Below are 24460 nucleotides of genomic sequence, written 5' to 3'. Positions count from 1 at the left end.
GAGCAATCAGAAGTCTCCCAAACTGCGGTGCAAAATACAGAAATTTCTGCGGCTACTGAATCAACAGAAATGGATCCTAAAAAAGCGGCGATTGCTGCCATTGCCCGTGCTAAAGCGAAAAAACAGGCGACTCAAGGCGCTAATGAGCAATCAGAAGTCTCCCAAACTGCGGCACAAAATACAGAAATTTCTACGGCTACTGAATCAGCAGAAACGGATCCTAAAAAAGCGGCAATTGCTGCTGCGATTGCTCGAGCTAAAGCGAAAAAATTAGCTCAACAACAAGTAAATAAAACAGAATAATTTAAGGTGCTATCAATATGTTTAAAATAGCAAGTTCTCCACATAGCCATTCAGGAAAACTCACAGCACGTATTATGCTTTGGGTAATCTTAGCTATGCTTCCAGCATTATTTATGCAAATTCACTACTTCGGCTTTGGCGTGCTTATCCAAGTAACATTAGCTATCAGCTTTGCACTTTTACTTGAATTTATCGTTACTCTTCTCCGCAAAAAGTCAAAGTTATTTTATGTATCGGATTTTAGTGTCACTTTAACGGCCCTTATTTTGGCTATGGCAATCCCTCCTTATGCGCCTTATTGGATTATTTTGATTGGGATATTTTGTGCAGTTATTCTTGGTAAACATGTGTATGGAGGATTAGGTCAAAATCTATTTAATCCTGCGATGGTAGGCTATGTCGTATTATTAATATCCTTCCCTGTACAAATGACAAATTGGATGCCTCCTGTATCATTATTACAAGAGCCACCCACAATTATTGATGCTTATTCTTTGATTTTTACTCAAGTAAGCTCAGATGGTTTTAGTTTGCATCAACTGGCAGCTTCTATTGATGGCATTACCTCAGCCACGCCATTAGACACGGTGAAAACAGGTTTAAAATCTCATCAAAGTTTAACTGAAATTAACCAATCACCATTATTTACTCAATCTATTTTCGCTGGTTTAGGTTGGTTCCAAGTGAATTTGGCATTCTTACTAGGTGGTTTATTCCTTATTTGGAAAAAAATTATTCATTGGCATATTCCTGTGGCTTTATTGGCGACAGTGTTCATTTTCTCTAGTTGTGCTTGGATATTTGGTCATAATATGCCATCACCCTTATGGCAATTATTTAGTGGTGCAACCATGTTCTGTGCATTCTTTATTGCGACTGATCCTGTTACAGCCTCCATTACCCATAAAGGTAAATTAATCTTTGGCGTATTAGTAGGTTTACTACTCTGCCTTATCCGTTTTTACGGTGGATATCCTGATGGTGTGGCATTTGCTATTTTATTAGCCAATATTTGTGTGCCATTAATCGACCAATATACTCGCCCTCGTGTATCTGGCCATTTTAATAGAAAATAAGGAAACATCATGAAAATAGCTGTTGTAACCTTTCGATATGGTCTTCTTCTGGCACTGGTTGCAGTGATTTGTACCCTAGTATCTGCAGGCGTATATTTCGTTACTAAAGATAAAATTGATTCAGTAATCAGTGAAAATCAACGAAAATTATTATTAGAAGTAATTCCTCAAAATTACTTTGATAATAATTTAGTGCAAAGTTGTATAAAATCCGCGTTGCCTGATATTCATAAAATTTATTTAGCCAAAAAAAATCAACAAATTACGGCTTATGCTTTTGAAACCGTTGCTCATGATGGATATTCTGGTGATATTCGTATTTTAGTGGGTTTGACTCCTTCAGGTGAGGTTTTAGGCGTGCGAACAATTGAACATCATGAAACCCCAGGTCTTGGTGATAAAATTGATTTACGTATTTCCAATTGGATTTTAAGCCTAACGAATCAACATATTACTGAAAATAATCAAGCTGAATGGGCAGTAAAAAAAGATGGTGGTAAATTTGATCAATTTGCAGGAGCAACGATTACTCCTCGCGCATTGATAAATCAAGTAAAACGTTCAGCATTATTAATGTTAAAAAGTAGTAATTTTGAACAATATCCAACATGCAATTAGTTTTTCAAAGAGATCAAAATGACAGAAAATTCTCAACAAATTGACCGCACTTTGGAAACCTCAGAAACTAAAACTGCGGTAGTCAAAACAGAAGAAAAAGGGCTATGGGCAAATCTATTCAAACAAGGTATTTGGAATAATAACCCAACATTAGTTCAGTTATTAGGCTTATGCCCACTATTAGCTGTATCAAGCAGTGCGACTAATGCGTTAGGGCTAGGTTTAGCAACAATGTTTGTATTGATTTGTACCAATGCAATGATTTCTATTTTCCGTAAACAAATTCCACATGAAATTCGAATTCCTATTTATGTGATGATCATTGCAACTACTGTCACTGTAGTGCAACTATTAATGAATGCTTATACCTATACCCTTTATCAATCTTTAGGAATCTTCATTCCTCTCATTGTCACAAACTGTATCGTTATTGGGCGGGCAGAAGCTTTTGCTTCCAAAAACTCATTATTACATTCTATATTTGATGGATTTTCTATGGGATTAGGGATGACATTAAGTTTATTTGTATTAGGTTCATTACGTGAGATTTTAGGTAATGGAACCTTATTTGATGGTCTCGATCAATTATTTGGCAGTTGGGCTAAATCATTACGCATTGAATTCTTCCAAAATGACAATAACTTACTTTTAGCCATTCTTCCGCCTGGAGCATTTCTTGGTTTAGCATTAATGTTAGCCTTAAAAAATATGATAGAGAATCGTAAAAAATGAACCAAGCCAAACGAATTGAAATTCTTACTCGCTTAAGAGCAGAAAACGCAAAGCCAACTACAGAACTCAATTATAGTTCACCTTTTGAGTTGTTAGTTGCTGTTATTTTATCCGCACAAGCAACAGATAAAGGTGTTAATAAAGCCACCGATAAATTATTTTCAGTAGCGAATACTCCTGAGGATATTTTAGCTTTAGGCGTAGATGGACTGAAAGAATATATTAAAACTATTGGGCTTTATAACGCTAAAGCAGAAAATATTATAAAAACATGCCGCACTTTAATTGAAAAACATCACAGCCAAGTACCTGAAAATCGTGAAGCCTTAGAAGCCCTTGCTGGAGTTGGGCGTAAAACGGCTAATGTGGTATTAAATACTGCTTTCGGGCATCCTACTATCGCAGTTGATACACATATTTTCCGTGTGTCCAATCGTACTGGTTTTGCACCAGGTAAAGATGTATTAGAAGTAGAAGAAAAACTTAATAAAGTGGTTCCGGATGAATTTAAAATGGATGTTCATCACTGGTTAATTTTATTTGGTCGTTATACTTGTATTGCTCGTAAGCCCCGATGTGGTTCTTGTCTCATTGAAGATCTCTGTGAATACAAAAATAAAACTGATATTTAATTAAATAAAAGATGTCTAACCGCATCTTTTTTTATATGTAATATAGTAAATATAAATATTTATTAAATTTTTTCTCTATTATTTTTTATTCATCTACAAAAAAATAAAAAAATAAGATAGAATAATCCCCTTTTTCGATATTTATCGAGTACTTAATCTAGATTTTAAGCCCCTTTCTTAAACTTAAAGTCATTTATAAAATCGAATTGATTTATACAAACATGGAACCAACAATGACAACAAAAACAACTGAAAGACAAACATGGTCGAGCAAACTCACCTATATCATGACTGTTGCAGGAGCAACGGTTGGCTTTGGTGCCACTTGGCGTTTTCCTTATTTAGTCGGTGAAAATGGTGGTGGAGCTTATGTTTTGTTATTCTGTGTTGCCATGATCTTAATTGGCATTCCCATGATATTAGTTGAAAATGTTATTGGTCGTCGCTTACGTGTCAACTCTATTGATGCTTTTGGTGATAAATTACAAGATAAAAATATTTCTAAATATTGGAAAATTATAGGTTACATGGGCTTACTCGGTGCCTTTGGTATTATGGCTTATTACATGGTATTAGGCGGCTGGGTAATAAATTATATTATTAGCTTGCTGACTGGCACACTTGATATTTCAATGCCAATTACTAAAGATACCGCCAAAGCATTCTATGATTCAAGCATTGGTAATAGCCCAATGCAAATTGCCCTTTATACATTTAGCTTTGTTGCCATTAACTATTTTATTTTAGCAAAAGGCATTATTGGTGGAATTGAACGCTCCGTAAAATATCTCATGCCTTTACTATTCATTTTTCTCATTGGCATGGTTATTCGTAATGTCACATTACCTGGTGCAATGGAAGGCATAATTTATTATTTAAAACCTGATTTTTCAAAAATTACGGCTAAACTTTTTATTATGGTATTAGGTCAAGTTTTCTTTGCTTTAAGCCTTGGATTTGGTGTATTAATTACGCTCTCTAGTTATTTAAGCAAAGAAGAAAACCTAGTTCAAACTGCAATTATTACTGGTTTCACTAATACTATTATTGCCGTACTTGCTGGTTTTATGATCTTTCCATCCTTATTTAGTTTTGGAATTGCACCTAACGCAGGGCCAACATTAGTTTTCCAAAGTTTACCTATTGTCTTTTCCCACTTATGGGCAGGCACTTTCTTTGCAATTATTTTCTTCTCTTTATTATTAATTGCCGCATTAACTACTTCACTTACTATCTATGAAGTTATCATTACTGCTTTACAAGAAAAATTAAAAATGCGTCGTAGCAAAGCAATTGCTCTAACTTTAGGTTTTATCTTTGTATTTGGGAATATTCCATCTATTTTAGGTGATAACATTTGGAGCAATATTAGACTATCAGGAAAAAGTATTTTTGATGCATTCGATTTTGTGAGTGGTAATATTTTATTCCTACTCACTGCATTAGGCTGTGCAATTTTCGTAGGTTTTGTATTAAAAGATAAAGCTAAAGAAGAACTTTCTGACTCGCCTAATTCAACATTTACTAATATTTGGTTTAACTATGTTAAATATGTTGTTCCAGTGATTATTATTGTCATTTTCTTAAGTAATTTACTCTAATTTAATCACTACAAACAAAGAAAAAATTTGAGTTTTCATAGCATTGTTATTCAAATTTTTAGGAAAATGACCGCACTTTTGCTGTATTAACCATAATAAAAAAGCCTAAATTATTTAGGCTTTTTTATTTAGTTGATTAACTATTTTCTACGCATAAATAATGAAATTAATAATCCTAAGATAAACCCAACGCCTGCACCAGCACCTGCCCATAATAGACGATCTGGACCTGATAACGCCGCTTGTCCTGGTTTTTTAAGAAAATGGTAGCTAGATAAATTATCATCTAATCCTGAGACTGAACGCATCATTTTTAACTTAGCTTCCCAGTTTTGTTTACCGTTAGAATCTAAATTAACTTCGCTAGCAGATTTAACTTGATCAAATAAACTTTTCCATTTAACAATAAGATCATTATAAACAGATTGTTTATTCAAATTATTCGTATAGTCCATATAAGAAGATAGCAACTCATTAGCTCTTTTAGGATTTTCCAGTTCTAGAGTTAGTCTAGCCTTATCACTACCATTTTCTACAAGATTAATTTTTTTAATTAACTTGTCTAATAATTCAGAATCATGTTGAGGGTTATCCGTAAGCTGTTGCTTATAATAATCTGTATTTTCCCAGAATGTTTTTGCATGATCATAAGAAGTCGCTAATTGTTTAAAACTATTAAATACCACCATATCGGCTTCAGTATCGACTTTCTTTTCATTAACTAAATTATATGTGGAAAATAATGAGTAATAATTACCTAATTCTGCGGTTGAAGGTTTTTCAAGAGAAACATCTGAAGTCCATTGTTCTTTCATTAAATAGCTAGCCCCATAACCTGCCCCTGCAAATACAGCTGTGGATAAGAGAGTAATGAGTAATAATTTAAATCCTGAACTTGAATTAGTTGAATTATTTTCTGACATAGTTAACCCCAAATAATAAAATTATGCTTTTTTTTGATTCAAACGGCGTTGCGCTCTACGTTTCATACGACGAATAAAACGAGTTACTTTCCAGGCTTTAGTAATCGAATATAGGTATAAGAAGAATAATCCAATAAATAAAATAAACATTATCCATTCATTAATGTAATAAACTTCACCTAAAATACCAAATCCTGCACAAAGCGCAGAAAACAAGGTAATCACTAAAAGTGCTTGACGTGATGTTAAACCTGCTCGAACCATTAAGTGATGTACATGTAAACGATCTGGTTTAAATGGGCTTTTACCTTTACGTAAACGACGATAAATAACAGCGATCATATCAATAATTGGAATAGCAATCACCCATAATGCAGTCACAGGATTCATTGGGTGTCCTTTTCCTTGAGTACTCAGTAAAAGAATCCAAATCATTGTGAAGCCAATTAATGTACTGCCACTATCTCCCATAAAAATTTTGCGTTCTTTACCAAAGATAGTTAAATTAAACATCACATAAGGTATTAAAGCTATAATCAATGCAAAGCACCATACGGCTAAATCATACTGCCCATCTAACAGCATTAAAATCGCAATGGCTGAAAAACTAACGCTAGATAAACCGCCTAATAAACCATCGATACCATCAATCATATTGAAGGCATTAATTATTGCAATAGTTGCAAATACAGTAATAATAAAACCAACAGGACCCAAGGTAATTTGGAATGGACCAATAATTTGTCCTAAATGCTCTAAAGATAAATGACCGAAATAAATCATTAACACAGATAACACGGCTTGAATACCGGCTCGTAATGCAGCACTTAAATCAAATCGGTCATCTAGCAACCCTATGATTAATAAAACTAAGACACAAAAGAGATATAAATAAGGTAAACGAGTTGAATCCCATTGCAATAAATAGAAACAAAGGTTTCCCATAAATAAAGAAATACCACCCAATAATGGAATTGCACCTTGATGACGTTTACGATAATTAGGTTTATCAACCAACCCAACTTTAATCGCAATCGGTTTTGCAATAATAATCGTTAAAAATGAAACGATAAATGTAAGAATCAAACTAAGCCATAACATCTAATTTATACCTTCATAAATGCTCTTAAATGACAATTTTAGATGGCAAAGAATACCATAAAGGGATATTCACTACATAAATATTTTTATAAAAAAGAAAATATTTATGATATTTGAAGTACAATATATCGGTTTTATCAGATTTTATTACAAATAAACTAGGAAACTCATTATGACAGATTCCAATACTCTCTTCTCACGAGCGCAAAAAGTTATCCCTGGTGGTGTAAATTCGCCAGTACGAGCATTTAGAGGCGTTGGCGGGACACCCGTATTTATTCAAAAAGCAAAAGGTGCTTATATTTGGGATACCGATGGTAAGCGATATGTGGACTATGTAGGTTCATGGGGGCCAATGATTTTAGGTCATAACCACCCGGCTATCTTAAATGCAGTAATGAAAACGGCTGAAAATGGATTAAGTTTTGGTGCGCCTACCTCAATTGAAATAGATTTAGCGGAATTAGTCTGTAAATTAATTCCATCCATTGAAATGGTACGTATGGTAAGTTCAGGGACTGAAGCGACCATGTCTGCGATTCGTTTAGCTAGAGGTTATACCAACCGTAATAAAATTATTAAATTTGAGGGTTGTTATCATGGTCATGCCGATTCACTCTTAGTAAAAGCAGGCTCTGGTGCTTTAACTTTAGGTCAACCTAATTCTCCTGGTGTCCCAGCTGATTTTGCCAAACATACATTAACCTGTACTTATAATGATATTGAGTCAGTTAAACGGGCATTTCAGCAATATCCTGACCAAATTGCCTGTGTAATTGTTGAACCTGTTGCTGGAAATATGAACTGTGTACCACCTCAAAATAATTTCTTACAAGGTTTACGTGAGCTTTGTGACCAATATGGTGCGGTATTTATTATTGATGAAGTAATGACAGGTTTTCGTGTGGCATTAAGTGGCGCTCAATCTTATTACAATGTAAAACCCGATTTAACTTGTTTAGGTAAAGTCATTGGTGGCGGCATGCCTGTAGGTGCCTTCGGCGGTAAAAAAGAAATTATGGAATATATTGCTCCAACTGGTCCAGTATATCAAGCCGGTACATTATCAGGTAACCCGATTGCCATGTCAGCAGGTCTTGCTTGTTTAACTGAATTACAAAAAACAGGTAATGAAAAACGCCTTGCTGAATTAACAGAAAAATTAGCATTAGGTTTAAAAGCCCTTGCCGAAAAACATCATGTTCCATTCACAGTCAACTACGTAGGTGGAATGTTTGGTTTATTCTTTACAGACAAACCAGAAGTCACTTGCTATCAAGATGTAATGGATTGTGATACTGAAAAATTTAAAATATTCTTTCATAAAATGCTCAATGAAGGTATTTATCTTGCACCATCTGCATTTGAGGCTGGTTTCATGTCATTAGCTCACACAGATGAGGATATTGAATATACATTAAAAGTAGCCGATAAAGCCTTTGCGGCACTTGCATAAAATAATCAATTGACATAACCGCAAAGAGGACATTTACAATGTCCTTTTTTATTATGGCTATCTATAAAGTGCGGTTAGAATTGACAAAATTTCATAAGATCAATTAATTATAACGATTTTGTAAAATATGAATTGGTGATTGTCGATAGAATAATAATGACGGAATCAAAGCAACTAAAATAGCAAATATAAAGTTAAATAACACAAAATATCCATCTTCATCACTTAAATACACTGGTAATTGGAAACCACTTTCAATGCTCAAATAATATGAAATAATTAGTGCAAATATCCAGCCAATCAAGATTCCTAATAGCATCGCAAGCACAATTACAATAACTAAAGCTAACCATACTAGTAAAAATATTTTATTTCGAGGTGCACCAAAAATACGCCATACAGCAATTTGTTGACGGCGATTTTTAAGATACAACACAATAATCATCAATAGTGTTAACGCCATTAGAATTTGCGTAACAATAGAAATCCACAATAATACTTGTTTACTATCACCTAATAAGGAATGTACTTTAACTAAGACTTCAGCTGGAAATACTGCTTGAGTTGATTCATTTTTATATCGATTTCTTAATTGATATGCTCCAGAAAAACTTTTAGGTTTCACAACAATTGCAGACGCTCCCAATGGCTGAATATATTCTGAATCGTCATATTTTTCATGCTGAAGATTACGTTTTTTTCTCTCATTAATATTCAGTAAAGGATGTTGATCATGATGATTAGCATGAACTTTCCAAACTGATTCAATAGGTACATAAATAGCGTGATCCCAACGATTTCCTTCCGCTGGTACAATCCCTACAACAACATAAGATTGTTCTTTATGAACATGACGATTGACATCACCAACTTGACCATGAATAGGTGAAAAATGGTCTCCAATTTTAAGTCCTGTATTTTGCCCAACAACAGCTTCATTTAAATAATTAAAAACACGTCCAATAATTTTTCGCTTGCCACCATCAGTTACTAAATTAATATTCGTTCCAACAATCGTAGAATCTTGATAAAAATCACCAAAAGCTAAAGGGGCAGCCCAATCTACCTTGTCATTTTTTTCAAGATCTTGGTAAATTTTATAATCTATTAGACTCAAAAATGCAGGTTGTAAAAATACTGAACTTAGCACTAGCTGAGTTTCACTTCCTGGTGCACCAATTATTAAATCAAATCTTTCAGCTGCCTGAGTGCTACCTTCTCTTACTGCCCGTTCTTGTAGATTAATAGCAATACTTAACGCACTAGATAATGCAATTAATAAAATAATTAGCAAACTACCTAATTTACTTTGTTTAAAATCTAAAAATAATAATTTAAACATAGAGAAGACCATCCTGCTTATCAGAAGCAATTCGACCATTTTCTAAACGAATGCAACGTTTCATCAAACCAATCAAATAAGGATCATGAGTCGCAACCAGTAAAGTAATATTTTGTTCTTTACAAAGTGCGGTCAATAATTCAGAAATTTTATGACCATTTTCCACATCTAGGCTTGCAGTAGGCTCATCCGCAATAAGAATTTTAGGATTCATAATCAAAGCTCGTGCTATAGCAACACGTTGTTTTTCACCACGAGATAAATGTTCTACATTAGTATCTACATTGGGCATGTTTAATGATAGTAATAAATCTTTAGCTTTTTGATAATGCTCATTAGATACTGTCCAATAAAGAAATGATATTGGAAGTAAAACATTTTCAATTGCACTTAATCCAGGCGTTAAATAAAAGTCCTGCATAATCATACCAGCATGCTGAAATCGCCATTTATCTTGTTCAGCTGGTGATAAACTCGCAATATTATTTTTATCCCATTCGATTTCCCCCGAAGTAGGTTTTAATAAACCACTCACTAAATTTAATAGGGTGCTTTTGCCACACCCAGAAGGACCAATAATAGCGACTTGTTCTCCAGCAAGAATCTTTAACTTTTCAAGTTGTAAAATAGGATTCGGAAAGCAAGAAACTCGCATTTCTAAATTCCGAATAGATAAATTAGCCATAAAACCTCACTCATAATATTTTGTTAATATTATTTATAACGCATGAAAGTTCGCATCGACTAAACGCAGTAAACTCAAAAATCCTGTATCTGGATCTGTCCAAGAACCAAATTCTAATATGCCTTCTACTTCAATTCGTGTGTTGTTTTGAACAAATTTTTGGTGTTTATCTAGATAGACCACAACAATATCTTCAGGCCAATCTGCATCAGATGAACAAAATGGACATAATGCCATGGGCATTTTTGTGAGTACAAAAAATTTAGCATCTGCTTTTAATGGCGGCGCCATAAATCCTTTCATGGTGACAGTTTTCCTATCAAACTGCTTTACCTTGTCAGAAAATTCCATACCTAATGAAGAAATTTTCCCATAAAGTTCATCAAACAATAATTCATTCTTAGCCTGTACAGATGAGCATAGAAGTGATAGAACAATGATATAAACACATTGTTTGAATTGTTTAAACAAAATGGAAGAAACTTCTTTTTTAGTATTAATTTTCAACATGTGCTTTTATTTTTTTATCCCATTAATTGCTAAACTATCCATTAAAACTTTGAAAATATCTGAGTTTTCCATGTAACCTTTGATATCTTCTGACCCTGGTCCTTGTGCTTGAATTACGATATCATCAACAGAGTGAACACCTTGAGATTCTGTACGAGGCAAAATACCTGTTCTTAATACTGCTCCAGGAATATCTTTGTATATCTCATTAGCCACATATTCACCTTTCTCATTTTTGATAGCTGGAGTAAATGGATTATCTAACTTAGGGCGGAATGTTTCATAGTAATCAGGAAAGTTATTAAAGAATACGGCTAAACGTTTTGAAACATTAATATCATCAGGATAGCCGTCCTTATTTTTATCTTCATAATTTGGATATCCTGCTTTTTCATATACTCCAACCTTTTCACGCATATCATGACCTTCTTTTTCATCATCTACCGTACCAATGATCGAAATACCATGAGTATGATCCCCAGTTACAATAATTAATGTATCTGGATGTTTTTCTGCAAATTTTTTTGCGATATCAACTGATTGGTCTAACATTATCGTATTTGTTAATGCGCGTTCCCAATCTAATGGATGTGATGCTTTATCTATTAAGGCAGATTCAACCACTAATACAAATCCTTCTGGATTTTTAGATAACACATCTAAAGCAGTTTTAGTCATGGTGGTTAAATCAGGTTGGTCAGGGAATTTTTTAGTTACATTATTTTTTAAGAAACGACGATCTAAAACACCGTCCATATTCCCCGTGTGGAATAATCCTAAAAGTTTATTGGTATTTTTATCAATTGTTGTTAATTCTGTATTATTAGTAACTAATGTATAACCATCTTGTTTGAATTTTTCTATATAGTTAATATCATCTTTACGTTTAGAACCAACTATTGATTTAGGGAGAAAATAAGCTGATCCACCGCCTAACAATACATCTGGCTTAACATCATAAAACATACCAACAATTTTATCTTTGTCTGCACGCCGACGTGTATGAGAAACCACGGCTGCTGGCGTTGCATCTTCTACTTCGGCATCACTTACGATACCTAAGCTTTTATTTGTTTTACGACGAATGACTTCGCCTAAAGTTTCTTGTTTAGGATGATTTAAATTATCTTTAGAACGACTTACATAAACACCTAAAGCATTAATTGCAGATTTATGCCCAGTCATATAAGCACTCATAGTATTTGCACTATCTGCGGTAATCGCATCCGTACTATAAGTTCCAATAAAACCACTAATAGGCAAACTATCCATTGCTAATTTACCTTTTGCTTTGCCTTCATAAATACCCTTCGATAAAATTCTCGCACCAGTTCTATGAGCAACAGACATACCATCACCTAAGAAGAAAATGACATTTTTAGCCTTTGCTACATCTGGTGTTTTATAAACTGTCCAATTAACTTCTGTAGTTTTATCATTTACTTTTGCTTGTACTTTATAATTGCCTGCACTCTGGATACTTACATTACGTAACCATAATGCTGAAACATTATTACCATCTTCTTTTTCAATAAATTCAACTTGTTTACTACCTAAAACCTCTTTGAAATCTTTACCATTAATCAAAATACTTACTTGTTGAGGTTGAATGACTTCATCAAATTCAACTTTAAAATCAAATTTACCATCAACCATCATTGTTGCCCGATCTAAAGGATAAATCGTATTTGCTGATGAATAAAAAGGGAAAGCGACTAGAATAAAAGGGATTAATGCATATTTTTCATATATTCTCCAGTTATAAGTAGAAGGTTTTACCTGACTGGCTATAATATAAAAAAGATATATGACAGAATTATGACTATATGAATAAAAATAAAAAAGCGACATAGGTCGCTTTTCTACAGAATTTATTGATTGTTCTCAGGTATAGACTCTGGAAATTCTTCTATTTGTACAGGAATAGTTAATTTTCTACCCTCTCTTTCAATAAGGACATTCACCACACTGCCTGGTCTAACATTACTAATAACTTGCATCATCTGAGCAGGTGAGGTTGCAGGCTCATTATTAAATTCAAGAATAACATCATTCGGTTGAATACCTGCTTTAGCTGCTGGTCCATTTTCAACAACACTTCCCACTTTTACACCAGCTTGATAATCTGTATTCTCATTAAAAATAATATTACTTTGTACGCCGAAAAAGCCTCTGATCACGCGTCCATCGCGAATAATTTTATTAAGTACATCATTAGCAATATTCATAGGTATAGCAAAATTTAATCCTTCTGCAATATCAGAAGCATCTTTACCAAAACTTAAGGTACTAATACCAACCAATTCACCTAAGGAATTAATTAATGCTCCTCCAGAATTACCTCGATTTATTGAAGCATCTGTTTGAATAAAATTCTGGCGCCCTACTGAATCGCCTACCGTATTTCGCCCCGTAGCACTAATAATTCCTTGAGAGACACTTTGTCCTAAATTATAGGGATTACCAATTGCAAGCACTACATCTCCAACATGAATCTTCCGACTAGGATTTTGAGGTATAGTAGGCAAATTCTCTGCTCGAATTTTTAATACCGCCAAATCTGTCAATTTATCTGAACCGATAAGTGCAGCTTCGGAAATTATGCCATTTTGTAAGGCAACTACAATTTGATCGGCATTTTGAATCACATGCATATTTGTCAAAATATAACCATCTTTTGACATAATTACACCCGATCCTAAACTATTAACCTGTAATCGTTCATCGGCATTAGAAGAGGAAAAAGATTGATTATAAACATTTACAACTGCAGGAGAAGCAATACGTACTGCATTTTTAAATGATAATACAGAATCTTCATTTACATATAAGGAAAAGCCTAAATGATTAGAAGAAAGTTTAGGCAAGAAAGCTAATACCAACCCCGCACAAGCAAGGCCAATAATTGCGGCTTGAATAATTTTTTTTAACATTTTAGGCTAATCCTTTGTATAGATCATTTTAACATCGTCACCGAGCTTCTCGATGGACTGCAATTTCCATAATGGAGCATCTGCTAATTTTGTTAATGCAGGGAAATGACATAAGCCTCGAGCTTGATCTCCCAATAATTTAGGTGCCATATAAATAATCAGTTCATCCACTAAATTTTCTGCTATTAATGAGCCTGCAAGCTCCGCCCCAGCTTCTACCCAAATAGAGTTTATTTGCTGTTTGCCTAAAGCCATTATGAGTGCTTGCAACATGGTTTGATGAGGTTCGGGTTGTAATTCTAATGAATGACAATACTCTGGATACATTGATATATCTCGAGTACTGGTTCCCACTAACCATATGGGAGAATTGATTTTAAATAGATTTAAACCAGGTAAAACCCGATGTTTAGAATCAATAATCACTCGTATAGGCTGACGGAGTTGTTCTTTTTTATATTGTGATTGTAATTCTGAAGGAAATTGTTCCCAACGCACATTTAAATTAGGATTATCTTTCAATACGGTGTTACTTGCAGAGAGAATTGCTGATGCCTTTGCTCGTTGAAGCTGTACATCTGCCCGAGCCTGTTCTCCTGTAATCCATTTACTTTCTCCTTCTGCGGTTGCTGTACGTCCATCAATACTCATCGCCATTTTTAACTGGAGATAAGGCATTCCTGTACGCATGCGTTTAAGAAAACCTTTATTTAATGCTTCTGCTTGCTCTTGCAATAAACCTACTGAGGTTTCAATACCCGCATCCATCAACATTTTTAAACCTTTACCTGAGACGGAAGGATTAGGATCTTGCATGGCGACAATTACTTTTGCGATACCCGCTTCAATTAAGCCTTTGGCACAAGGAGGCGTTCTCCCAAAATGAGAACAAGGTTCTAAGGTAACATAAGCTGTCGCACCTTTTGCCTTTTCTCCTGCTTCTCGCATAGCCATTACTTCAGCATGGGGCTCCCCCGCTTTAAAATGAAATCCTTTACCTACGATATTGCCATTTTTTACTAATACGCACCCAACGGCTGGGTTTGGAGTCGTAGTAAATTGCCCTTTAGCCGCAAGTTCCATAGCTAATTGCATAAAGTGTTGATCTTGTGAAATAAATTGGCTCACTAAAACTATTCCTTTAATTTTTCAATTTCTTTTGTAAACTCATTAATATTTTCAAAACTTAAATAAACAGAAGCAAAACGAATATAAGCAACTTTATCCAATTTCTTTAATTCATCCATCACCAAAGATCCAACAAATTGGCTTAACACTTCACGTTCACCAGTTGCTTGTAATTGGTGAATAATATGGCTAATAGCCTTTTCCACATCATCGGCACTTACAGGACGTTTTTCTAATGCATGCTGAATACCACGTCGTAATTTATCTTCATTAAAAGGTTCACGCATACCATTATTTTTAATGATTTTAGGTACAACTAATTCTGCGGTCTCGAATGTAGTAAAACGCTCATGACAATTTGTACATTCACGACGACGACGAACCTGATAACCATCAGAAACCAAACGGCTATCTATCACTTTGGTTTCTTCAGTTGAACAAAATGGACAATGCATAATTTTTTCCTATAACGAGAAAATATTTTGACATCATAACAAAACTTATATGAATTTACGATATACAAACACTATGTTTATTTAAGTAAAAAAATCTGCTTTATCTTATATAAAAAGGATTTATGAAAATTTCACTATACAAATTAATAACACCTTAATAACAATACTTAAACACTATTATCTCTTTTTGTAATACTTACAAAAATTTAATGTTCATTTTACCATTCACTATTGCGATTATTCTCTTTATATGGCAATTTAGCCTATCGCAAACGATTATCATAGTTTCGTTAATGATCATAACAAACATAGGAGTGATGATGTTTAATCATTAATTTTACTACAATAGCAATTTTTATTTATCTACTTTTCTGAATATTTAAATTCTCGGGAAGCCTATTATTTAATGCATATTGCATTACACCACAATGAGGAGATGACATGAGTGGTAACTTTGAAGATGTCAGTAAAAATAAACGTAATACGATTATTATTCTTGCTGACTTCGTTTTATTTTGTTTACTAATTAAATTTCTTCCTTTTGAGCCAGCACCCTCTAAAGGCTTAGCACTGTTAGCTTTTGTTGCAGTGCTTTGGCTTACAGAAGCTGTTCATGTAACTGTCACTGCACTATTTGTGCTTGTTCTTGCTATTTTATTAGGTTTGGTATCCTCAAAAGAAGCCTTAGTTGCCTTTGCTGATCCTACTATTTTCCTATTCTTTGGTGGATTTGCTCTAGCCACAGCCTTACATATGCAAAAAATTGATCGCTTAATCGCAAATAAAATTATGGCATTAGCTAATGGTAATTTATTTCGAGCGGTGCTTTTCCTCTTTGTTATTACAGCCTTCCTCTCTATGTGGATGAGTAATACGGCAACAGCGGCTATGATGATTCCTTTAGCAATGGGCATCCTAAGTAATATGGATCCTGAAAAAGAACATAATACTTATACCTTTGTACTTTTAGGGATTGCTTATAGTGCAAGTATTGTAGGAATGGGAACCTTAGTAGGAAGTCCACCTAATGCAATTGTCGCTTCACAACTGCATTTAAGCTTTGCTAGTTGGTTAAAATATGGCATACCTATAATGTTAATACTTTTTCCAATGATGGTCGCTATTCTCTATTTCAATTTTCGACCTAAATTTAACCAAAAATTTCAATATAATTTTGAAAAAATCCGCATGGATCGTAATCGTATCATTACCCTTGCGATCTTCTTAATTGTGGTTATCTGTTGGATATTTGGTGGCACAGTCAATCCTTTTTTATCAGAGCTGCTTGGTCTAAAAGGTCAAATCGCAAATTTTGATAGTATTGTTGGTTTAATTGCTGCATTGTTATTATGTGTTAGCCATGTCGTAACCTGGAATGACTTACATAATAATACTGAGTGGGGAGTATTATATCTATTCGGTGGTGGTTTAACGCTCAGTGCCGTGTTGACTCACACTGGAGCAAGCCGCATTATGGCTGATGGAATAGTCGCATTAATTGAAGGGCAAAGTTATTATGTTATTTGTTTAACTATTGCCGCTTTTATTATATTACTCACAGAATTCACATCCAACACTGCAAGTGCCGCATTATTAGTACCAATTTTTATTTCTATTGCGGAGTCACTCAATATGTCTCCATTAGGTTTTGCATTAATTATCGGTTTAGGAGCATCTTGTGCATTTATGATGCCTGTAGGCACACCACCCAATGCTATTGTTTTCAGTACAGGCATGGTTAAACAAAAAGAAATGTTACGTTCTTATAAAATTAACTTAACTTGTATTTTTGTGATTTCCGCCATTGGTTATCTATTCTGGCTTTAATTTAAAAAAGTGCGGTAACTTTTTAAAAAATTTTACCGCACTTTTTATATACAAATTATATACAAAGCCAAGGTAGGAAAAAGCTGTTATACTGATACTACCTATAAAAAGACAAAAGGTGCAAACTATGAGCAACAATTCAGTTATTACAGTTATCGGCAAAGATCGCGTAGGTATTGTTTATGATGTATCAAAAATGCTTGCGGAAAACCAAATTAATATTGTCAATATCACACAACAATTAATGGATGATTATTTCACCATGATTATCCTAGTTGATACCTCTAAATGCCCAAAATCCTTCCCTGAATTAGCGGATTTCTTTACTCAAGCAAGTAAGAAGCTGGCATTAGATATTCGTTTACAAAATGAAGAAATTTTTAAAGCAATGCACCGTATCTAATGGGGTGAATAATGACAATTCAATCTGATGAAATTCTAGAAACTATTCGAATGGTTTCAGATCAAAATTTTGATGTACGAACTATTACTATAGGTATTGATTTACATGACTGTATCACGAGTGATATTCACCAACTGAATCAAAATATCTATGACAAAATCACTCGTATTGGTCAGGATTTGGTAAAAACAGCGAATATCCTTTCTGCTAAATATGGTGTTCCTATCGTCAACCAACGGATTTCTGTGACACCAATCGCACAGATTGCGGCAGCAACAAAAGCGGATTCTTATGTATCAATCGCACAAACCTTAGATCGTGCAGCAAAAGCTATTGGCGTCTCTTTTATTGGTGGTTTCTCTGCCTTGGTACAAAAAGGTATGTCAGCTTCTGATGAAGTCTTAATTCGTTCTATTCCCGAAGCCATGAAAACCACAGATATTGTTTGCAGTTCTATTAATATTGGTTCTACTCGTGCTGGTATCAATATGGATGCAGTTAAACTCGTAGGTGAGATAGTTAAACATACCGCAGATATTACACCTGAAGGTTTTGGTTGCGCCAAAATTGTTGTTTTCTGTAATGCTGTTGAAGATAACCCATTTATGGCAGGAGCTTTCCATGGTTCTGGAGAAGCAGATGCGGTTATCAACGTCGGTGTTTCTGGCCCTGGTGTAGTAAAAGAAGCACTGGAAAACGCTAATGTAACCACACTCACAGAAGTGGCTGAAATCGTTAAGAAAACAGCATTTAAAATTACTCGTGTTGGTGAATTAATTGGTCAAGAAGCCTCTAAAATGCTTAATATTCCATTTGGCATTTTAGATTTATCTCTAGCTCCAACTCCTGCCATTGGTGATTCTGTCGCTCGTATTCTTGAGGCTATGGGCTTAAGCATCTGCGGTACACATGGTACAACAGCCGCATTAGCCTTGCTCAATGATGCTGTGAAAAAAGGCGGCATGATGGCTTCTAGTGCGGTAGGGGGCTTAAGTGGCGCCTTCATTCCTGTATCAGAAGATGAAGGTATGATTGCGGCTGCTGAAAGTGGAATTTTAACCTTAGAAAAACTTGAAGCTATGACCGCAGTTTGTTCTGTGGGTTTAGATATGATTGCCGTTCCAGGTGATACTCCTGCCCATACTATTTCAGGTATCATTGCAGATGAAGCCGCAATTGGAATGATCAACAGCAAAACGACTGCTGTTCGTATCATTCCTGTCATAGGTAAAGGCGTGGGTGAAAGCGTAGAATTTGGTGGCTTACTCGGTTATGCTCCAATTATGCCTATCAAGGAAGGATCATGTGAAGTATTCGTAAACCGTGGGGGACGTATCCCTGCACCAGTTCAATCCATGAAAAACTAATAAAATTAGCGCTAAAAAGTGCGGTCTTAATTTTCAAAAAATTAACCGCACTTTTTATATCAGATTCTATGGCTAATGCTAGAACTTCTGATAGAATAAACATCTTTATCAACCAAATAAATATATAAAAATGAAAAATAAAATCTTAGGAAGTGCATTAATGATCGCTGGTACCACTATTGGTGCTGGAATGTTAGCAATGCCATTGACTTCAGCGGGTATGGGATTTGGCGTCACGGCATTATTATTAATTAGCTTGTGGGCGTTATTAGCTTATACAGGTTTATTATTTATGGAAGTTTATCAAACAGCTCCACGACAAGATGTCGGCGTAGCAAGCCTAGCAGAACAATATTTCGGTATGGCAGGACGTGTGCTGGCGACCATCAGTTTATTGATTTTGCTCTATGCACTACTTTCAGCTTATATTACTGGCGGTGGTTCATTATTGGCTGGGATTATGCCTGAAATGGGAGGCAAAGAAACAACATTAAAAATCAGCATTTTGATTTTTACCGTTATTCTCGGTTCATTCGTTGTTGTTGGAATTCAATCTGTTGACGGCCTAACCCGTTTATTATTTATTGGCAAAATTATTGCTTTCATTATGGTTTTACTCATGATGTTACCAAAAGCAAAATTAGAAAACTTAACTGCTGTGCCATTAGATAATCTATTGGTGATTTCATCTATTCCTATATTCTTTACCTCTTTTGGCTTCCATGTAATTATGGCGAGCATCAATACTTATTTAAATGCGGATATTGGTAAAATTCGCAAAGCTATTTATATAGGTACAGCTATTCCATTAGCCGCTTATTTATTATGGCAATTATCGACTCATGGCGTGTTGAGTCAAAATGAATTCACAACTATTTTGAAAAATGATCCAACCTTAAATGGATTAGTCACCGCAACCAGCCAAATCACAGGGAGCACCATATTAGGGGAAACCGTTCGTATATTCTCCGTATTAGCACTTATCACCTCTTTTTTAGGTGTTTCACTTGGTATATTTGAATGTGCTAATGACTTATTAAAACGGGTAAGATTACCATCAAATCGAATTTGGCTAACCGCAGTTACCTTTATTCCACCAATTATGTTTGCTCTCTTCTACCCTGATGGTTTTATTACCGCACTAGGTTATGCAGGTTTACTCTTCGCATTCTATGGTATGATTTTACCAATTGGCTTAGCTTGGAAGGCTCGTCAACAATTTCCAAACTTACCTTATCGTGTGATTGGTGGAAATAGTGCATTAGTTATAGCCCTAATTGCTGGTATTATTATCATGATTATCCCATTCCTGATTCAATTAGGTTATTTACCTCAAGCCGTGGGCTAATCTTATTAAAATCCTATGCAAAAGTGCGGTATAAATTTTTAAAATTTACACCGCACTTTTTATATTAGTTGCTTTTTCCATACTTGACGAAAAATTTGATCTACTTCACATTTTTGAAATCTGTCTATTTATTCTTATTCCATTTTCTTTTACTCTGCCCATCGAAACGTTTCGATGAAATAACATGAAGGAGTTTCTATGAAAAAAACCACAAACCTTAATGCTCAGCTTTCACACTGTCTTGCAACATTAGGTCACACCGATAGCTTGACAATTTGTGATGCAGGATTACCTATCCCAAATTCAGTAGAACGTATCGATCTTGCTTTAACTGCTGGAATTCCCTCTTTTTTACAGACCTTTGATGTGATCGTAGATGAATTATATATAGAACGTGTACGAATTGCTGAAGAAATAAAACAAAAAAATCCAGAAATTTTAACCGCACTTTTAGCTCGACTAACTGAACTAGAACAAAAACAAAACAATACGATTCAAATTGATTATGTCAATCACGAAATCTTCAAAGAACAAACGCTCATGAGTAAAGCTATTGTACGCACTGGTGAATGTTCACCTTATGCCAATATTATTTTATATTCAGGCGTACCATTTTAAGGTGGTGTGATGGAAACCTTATTAAAAATGAGCGGGATAGATAAATCTTTCCCTGGTGTAAAAGCGCTTAGTAATGCCTGTTTATCAGTTTATGCAGGAAAAGTCATGGCTCTAATGGGCGAAAATGGTGCGGGTAAATCCACTTTGATGAAGGTACTCACAGGTATTTATAGCAAAGATTCAGGATCAATTACTTATTTAGGTAAAGAAGTCTCCTTTAAAGGGCCTAAACATTCACAAGAGGCTGGCATTAGCATTATTCACCAAGAATTAAATTTAGTCGGTAATTTAACCATTGCCGAAAATATTTTTTTAGGACGTGAATTTAAAACCGCTTGGGGCTCAATTGATTGGAAAAAAATGTATACAGAAGCGGATAAACTACTTACTCGTTTAGGCGTCAAACACAGTAGTCACCAGCTTTGTGCAGAATTATCCATTGGTGAACAGCAAATGGTAGAAATAGCCAAAGCTCTAAGTTTCGAATCTAAAGTCATTATTATGGATGAGCCTACTGATGCCCTAACTGATGCTGAAACAGAAGCATTATTTAATGTGATTCATGAATTAAAAGCAGAAAACCGAGGTATTGTTTATATTTCACACCGTTTAAAAGAAATTTTTGAAATTTGCGATGATGTTATGGTACTCCGTGATGGTCAATTTATTGGTGAACGTATAGTCGCTGAAATTAATGAAGATCATCTGATTGAAATGATGGTAGGACGTCGTTTAGAAGAACAATATCCACACTTAGAACAACATCGTGGTGAATTATTATTAAATGTGAAAAATCTCAGTGGTCAAGGGGTGAATGACGTGTCCTTCCAATTACATAAAGGGGAGATTGTGGGTATTTCAGGCCTAATGGGGGCAGGACGTACTGAATTAATGAAGGTGCTTTATGGTGCATTTCCAAAAACATCAGGAACAATCGAGCTCAACGGAAAGGCTATTCATAATACTTGTCCTCAAGATGGCTTAAATAATGGCATTGTCTATATTTCTGAAGATCGCAAAGGCGATGGATTAATTTTAGGTATGTCAGTTAAAGAAAATATGTCTTTAACGGCATTAGACCATTTTTCTCAGGCAGGAACTATTCGCCATGAAGCAGAAAAAATGGCCGTTGATGACTTTATTTCAATGTTTAATATCAAAACACCAAGCCGTGATCAACAAATCGGCTTACTCTCTGGTGGTAATCAACAAAAAGTAGCCATTGCAAAAGGCTTAATGACACGTCCAAATGTATTAATTCTAGACGAACCAACTCGAGGAGTTGATGTCGGCGCAAGAAAAGAAATCTATCAATTAATCAATGAGTTTAAAAAGGATGGATTAAGTATTTTAATGGTTTCATCAGATATGCCAGAAGTGCTTGGTATGAGCGATCGTATCTTAGTCATGCATGAAGGAAAAATCAGTGCCGAATTTTCTCGTGAACAAGCGACCCAAGAGAAATTACTGGCTGCCGCGATTGGCAAAAACACAGAATTAAATTAAGGTATTTTTATGACGACTCAAACAAATAAATTTCAGTTAGGGAAATTTTTAATTGAACAACGTTCTTTTGTTGCTTTATTCATTCTAATTATTATTGTGTCAATGATTAATCCTGATTTTTTCAGTATTGACAATATTCTTAATATCTTACGTCAAACCTCTGTAAATGCAATTATTGCAGTGGGAATGACCTTTGTCATTTTGATTGCAGGAATTGATTTATCCGTGGGTTCAGTCCTTGCACTCACGGGTGCAGTTGCGGCTTCATTAGTAAGTTCAACAATGCCAATTTTCTTGGTCATTCCATTGGTTTTATTATTAGGAACAATCTTCGGTGGTGTCAGTGGTGTGATTGTGGCAAAAGGTAAAGTACAAGCTTTTATCGCCACCTTAGTCACAATGACTTTATTACGTGGTATTACCATGGTTTATACAGATGGAAGACCAATCAGTACTGGATTCTCAGAACAAGCTGATTTATTTGCTAGCATTGGTACTGGTTATTTATTTGGTATTCCTGTACCTATTTGGATTATGGCTGTTGTATTTGCTATCGCTTGGTATATTTTAAAACACACCCCCATTGGACGTTATATCTATGCTTTGGGCGGAAATGAATCAGCCACACAACTTTCAGGTATTAATGTTAATAAAATCAAAATATTTGTATTTGCCGTGAGTGGTTTTTTATCTGCACTTGCTGGCTTAATTGTGACTTCACGCCTTTCATCAGCACAACCTACTGCTGGAGTATCATATGAGTTAGATGCTATCGCTGCTGTTGTTGTTGGAGGAACAAGTTTAATGGGCGGTAAAGGCCGTGTAATGGGTACTTTAGTGGGTGCATTAATTATTGGCTTTTTAAATAATGCACTCAATTTATTAGATATTTCTTCGTATTATCAGATGATAGCTAAAGCATTGGTAATCTTGGTTGCTGTATTAGCTGATAATTACTTAGGTACTAAAAAAGTTTAATCATTTTTAAGGAGATTTGTATGAAAAAACTCACCACTTTAGCTTCAGCAATCATGCTTACCTTTGCTATTGCAGGCACAGCCTCAGCAAAAGAAACTATTGCTTTGGCTGTATCAACTTTAGATAACCCTTTCTTTGTAAGCCTTAAAGATGGGGCTCAGAAAAAAGCAGATGAATTAGGTTATAAATTAGTCGTACTAGATTCACAAAATGACCCAGCTAAAGAACTTTCTAATGTAGAAGACTTAACCGTACGTGGTGCAAAAGTATTATTAATTAACCCAACAGATTCTAAAGCAGTAAGCAATGCGGTAGCTATCGCAAATCGTAATAAAATTCCAGTAATCACCTTAGACCGTGGGGCTGAAAAAGGTGATGTAGTCAGCCATATTGCTTCAGATAATGTTGCGGGCGGTAAAATGGCAGGTGATTTCATTGCTCAAAAATTAGGTGATGGAGCCAAAGTTATTCAACTAGAAGGTATTGCAGGAACCTCTGCCGCTCGTGAACGTGGAGAAGGCTTTAAACAAGCTGTTGAAGTGCATAAATTTAATGTATTAGCTAGTCAGCCTGCAGATTTTGATCGTACAAAAGGTTTAAATGTTACCGAAAACTTATTAGCCAGTAAAAATGATGTACAAGCTATTTTTGCACAAAATGATGAAATGGCATTGGGTGCATTACGTGCTGTAAGTGCTGCGAATAAAAAAGTCATGATTGTTGGCTTTGACGGCACAGATGATGGTGTCAAAGCAGTCAACGGCGGAAAATTAGCTGCAACTGTAGCTCAACAGCCTGAACTTATCGGTTCACTTGGTGTTGAAACCGCAGATAAAGTACTCAAAGGTGAAAAAGTTGAAGCAAAAATTCCTGTGGATTTAAAAGTAATTTCAAAATAATCTTATCTAAAAAGCACTC

At 34.9% G+C, this 24460-nt stretch carries 23 protein-coding genes and 1 pseudogene; 15 read left to right on the top strand and 9 right to left on the bottom strand.

Features of this window, described 5'->3' with window-relative positions; genetic code table 11:
* From HMPREF1052_RS11350 to HMPREF1052_RS06030, 6 genes and pseudogenes are all read left to right on the top strand, one after another.
* A pseudogene (locus HMPREF1052_RS11350) lies at nt 1–303 on the top strand (electron transport complex subunit RsxC); the annotation flags it as partial.
* Nucleotides 304–320: 17 nt separating this feature from the next.
* The gene (gene rsxD, locus HMPREF1052_RS06050; protein ID WP_005760558.1) at nt 321–1379 is read left to right on the top strand and encodes an electron transport complex subunit RsxD; all 1059 of its coding nucleotides are present in this window, start codon (nt 321–323) and stop codon (nt 1377–1379) included.
* A 9-nt stretch (nt 1380–1388) separates the two neighbouring features.
* Nucleotides 1389–1997, top strand: a complete 609-nt coding sequence (rsxG, locus tag HMPREF1052_RS06045) for an electron transport complex subunit RsxG (protein WP_005760555.1) — start codon at nt 1389–1391, stop codon at nt 1995–1997.
* A gap of 18 nt (nt 1998–2015) precedes the next feature.
* The gene (locus tag HMPREF1052_RS06040; RefSeq protein ID WP_005760455.1) at nt 2016–2729 is read left to right on the top strand and encodes an electron transport complex subunit E; all 714 of its coding nucleotides are present in this window, start codon (nt 2016–2018) and stop codon (nt 2727–2729) included.
* The gene (gene nth, locus HMPREF1052_RS06035; RefSeq protein WP_005760626.1) at nt 2726–3361 is read left to right on the top strand and encodes an endonuclease III; all 636 of its coding nucleotides are present in this window, start codon (nt 2726–2728) and stop codon (nt 3359–3361) included. The genes HMPREF1052_RS06040 and nth overlap by 4 nt, the downstream gene beginning before the upstream one ends.
* Before the next feature lie 233 nt (nt 3362–3594).
* Nucleotides 3595–4962 carry a sodium-dependent transporter gene (locus HMPREF1052_RS06030; RefSeq protein WP_005760507.1) on the top strand — a complete coding sequence of 456 codons (1368 nt, stop codon included), beginning with the start codon at nt 3595–3597 and terminating at the stop codon, nt 4960–4962.
* Between the two features lie 140 nt (nt 4963–5102).
* Here HMPREF1052_RS06030 and HMPREF1052_RS06025 read toward each other — a convergent pair whose 3' ends face one another.
* Complete coding sequence (locus tag HMPREF1052_RS06025) at nt 5103–5885, bottom strand: chain-length determining protein (RefSeq protein ID WP_005760564.1); 783 nt, start codon at nt 5883–5885, stop codon at nt 5103–5105.
* Nucleotides 5886–5906: 21 nt separating this feature from the next.
* Entirely contained in the window at nt 5907–6986 is a 1080-nt protein-coding gene (gene wecA, locus HMPREF1052_RS06020) for a UDP-N-acetylglucosamine--undecaprenyl-phosphate N-acetylglucosaminephosphotransferase (RefSeq protein ID WP_005760451.1), read from the bottom strand.
* Nucleotides 6987–7158: 172 nt separating this feature from the next.
* Between wecA and hemL the strand changes: the two genes are divergently transcribed.
* Complete coding sequence (hemL, locus tag HMPREF1052_RS06015) at nt 7159–8442, top strand: glutamate-1-semialdehyde 2,1-aminomutase (RefSeq protein WP_005760614.1); 1284 nt, start codon at nt 7159–7161, stop codon at nt 8440–8442.
* Between the two features lie 103 nt (nt 8443–8545).
* Here hemL and HMPREF1052_RS06010 read toward each other — a convergent pair whose 3' ends face one another.
* The 7 genes from HMPREF1052_RS06010 to nrdR are packed head-to-tail and all read right to left on the bottom strand — an operon-like array spanning nt 8546 to nt 15495.
* A complete protein-coding gene (locus HMPREF1052_RS06010; RefSeq protein WP_005760664.1) occupies nt 8546–9784 on the bottom strand; it encodes an ABC transporter permease in 1239 nt (412 codons plus the stop codon).
* The gene (locus HMPREF1052_RS06005) at nt 9777–10469 is read right to left on the bottom strand and encodes an ABC transporter ATP-binding protein (RefSeq protein ID WP_005760538.1); all 693 of its coding nucleotides are present in this window, start codon (nt 10467–10469) and stop codon (nt 9777–9779) included. Before HMPREF1052_RS06005 ends, HMPREF1052_RS06010 begins: the two co-directional genes overlap by 8 nt.
* A gap of 33 nt (nt 10470–10502) precedes the next feature.
* Entirely contained in the window at nt 10503–10979 is a 477-nt protein-coding gene (locus HMPREF1052_RS06000) for a hypothetical protein (RefSeq protein ID WP_005760667.1), read from the bottom strand.
* Between the two features lie 6 nt (nt 10980–10985).
* Nucleotides 10986–12830: an alkaline phosphatase gene (locus tag HMPREF1052_RS05995; protein WP_005760639.1), complete on the bottom strand. Its 1845-nt coding sequence runs from the start codon at nt 12828–12830 to the stop codon at nt 10986–10988.
* A gap of 20 nt (nt 12831–12850) precedes the next feature.
* Nucleotides 12851–13912: an outer membrane-stress sensor serine endopeptidase DegS gene (gene degS / locus HMPREF1052_RS05990; RefSeq protein ID WP_005760679.1), complete on the bottom strand. Its 1062-nt coding sequence runs from the start codon at nt 13910–13912 to the stop codon at nt 12851–12853.
* Nucleotides 13913–13918: 6 nt separating this feature from the next.
* Nucleotides 13919–15007, bottom strand: a complete 1089-nt coding sequence (gene ribD / locus HMPREF1052_RS05985; RefSeq protein ID WP_050954453.1) for a bifunctional diaminohydroxyphosphoribosylaminopyrimidine deaminase/5-amino-6-(5-phosphoribosylamino)uracil reductase RibD — start codon at nt 15005–15007, stop codon at nt 13919–13921.
* A 38-nt stretch (nt 15008–15045) separates the two neighbouring features.
* Nucleotides 15046–15495: a transcriptional regulator NrdR gene (nrdR, locus tag HMPREF1052_RS05980; protein ID WP_005760586.1), complete on the bottom strand. Its 450-nt coding sequence runs from the start codon at nt 15493–15495 to the stop codon at nt 15046–15048.
* A 441-nt stretch (nt 15496–15936) separates the two neighbouring features.
* Here nrdR and HMPREF1052_RS05975 point away from each other — a divergent pair, with 441 nt between their 5' ends.
* From HMPREF1052_RS05975 to rbsB, 8 genes are all read left to right on the top strand, one after another.
* Nucleotides 15937–17322 carry a DASS family sodium-coupled anion symporter gene (locus HMPREF1052_RS05975; protein WP_005760665.1) on the top strand — a complete coding sequence of 462 codons (1386 nt, stop codon included), beginning with the start codon at nt 15937–15939 and terminating at the stop codon, nt 17320–17322.
* Nucleotides 17323–17449: 127 nt separating this feature from the next.
* Nucleotides 17450–17725 carry an ACT domain-containing protein gene (locus HMPREF1052_RS05970; protein ID WP_005760641.1) on the top strand — a complete coding sequence of 92 codons (276 nt, stop codon included), beginning with the start codon at nt 17450–17452 and terminating at the stop codon, nt 17723–17725.
* Nucleotides 17726–17736: 11 nt separating this feature from the next.
* Complete coding sequence (locus tag HMPREF1052_RS05965) at nt 17737–19092, top strand: PFL family protein (RefSeq protein ID WP_005760434.1); 1356 nt, start codon at nt 17737–17739, stop codon at nt 19090–19092.
* 130 nt (nt 19093–19222) lie between these two features.
* The gene (locus HMPREF1052_RS05960) at nt 19223–20440 is read left to right on the top strand and encodes an aromatic amino acid transport family protein (RefSeq protein ID WP_005760483.1); all 1218 of its coding nucleotides are present in this window, start codon (nt 19223–19225) and stop codon (nt 20438–20440) included.
* A gap of 198 nt (nt 20441–20638) precedes the next feature.
* Nucleotides 20639–21058, top strand: a complete 420-nt coding sequence (rbsD, locus tag HMPREF1052_RS05955; RefSeq protein WP_005760583.1) for a D-ribose pyranase — start codon at nt 20639–20641, stop codon at nt 21056–21058.
* A 9-nt stretch (nt 21059–21067) separates the two neighbouring features.
* Nucleotides 21068–22564 carry a ribose ABC transporter ATP-binding protein RbsA gene (gene rbsA, locus HMPREF1052_RS05950; RefSeq protein ID WP_005760493.1) on the top strand — a complete coding sequence of 499 codons (1497 nt, stop codon included), beginning with the start codon at nt 21068–21070 and terminating at the stop codon, nt 22562–22564.
* 9 nt (nt 22565–22573) lie between these two features.
* A complete protein-coding gene (gene rbsC, locus HMPREF1052_RS05945) occupies nt 22574–23542 on the top strand; it encodes a ribose ABC transporter permease (protein WP_005760601.1) in 969 nt (322 codons plus the stop codon).
* Nucleotides 23543–23562: 20 nt separating this feature from the next.
* Nucleotides 23563–24441: a ribose ABC transporter substrate-binding protein RbsB gene (rbsB, locus tag HMPREF1052_RS05940; protein ID WP_005760458.1), complete on the top strand. Its 879-nt coding sequence runs from the start codon at nt 23563–23565 to the stop codon at nt 24439–24441.
* The last annotated feature ends 19 nt before the right edge of the window (nt 24442–24460 follow it).

It is taken from the genome of Pasteurella bettyae CCUG 2042 (assembly GCF_000262245.1).
GTDB lineage: Bacteria > Pseudomonadota > Gammaproteobacteria > Enterobacterales > Pasteurellaceae > Basfia > Basfia bettyae.
This window is presented reverse-complemented; position numbering and strand designations above follow the sequence as displayed.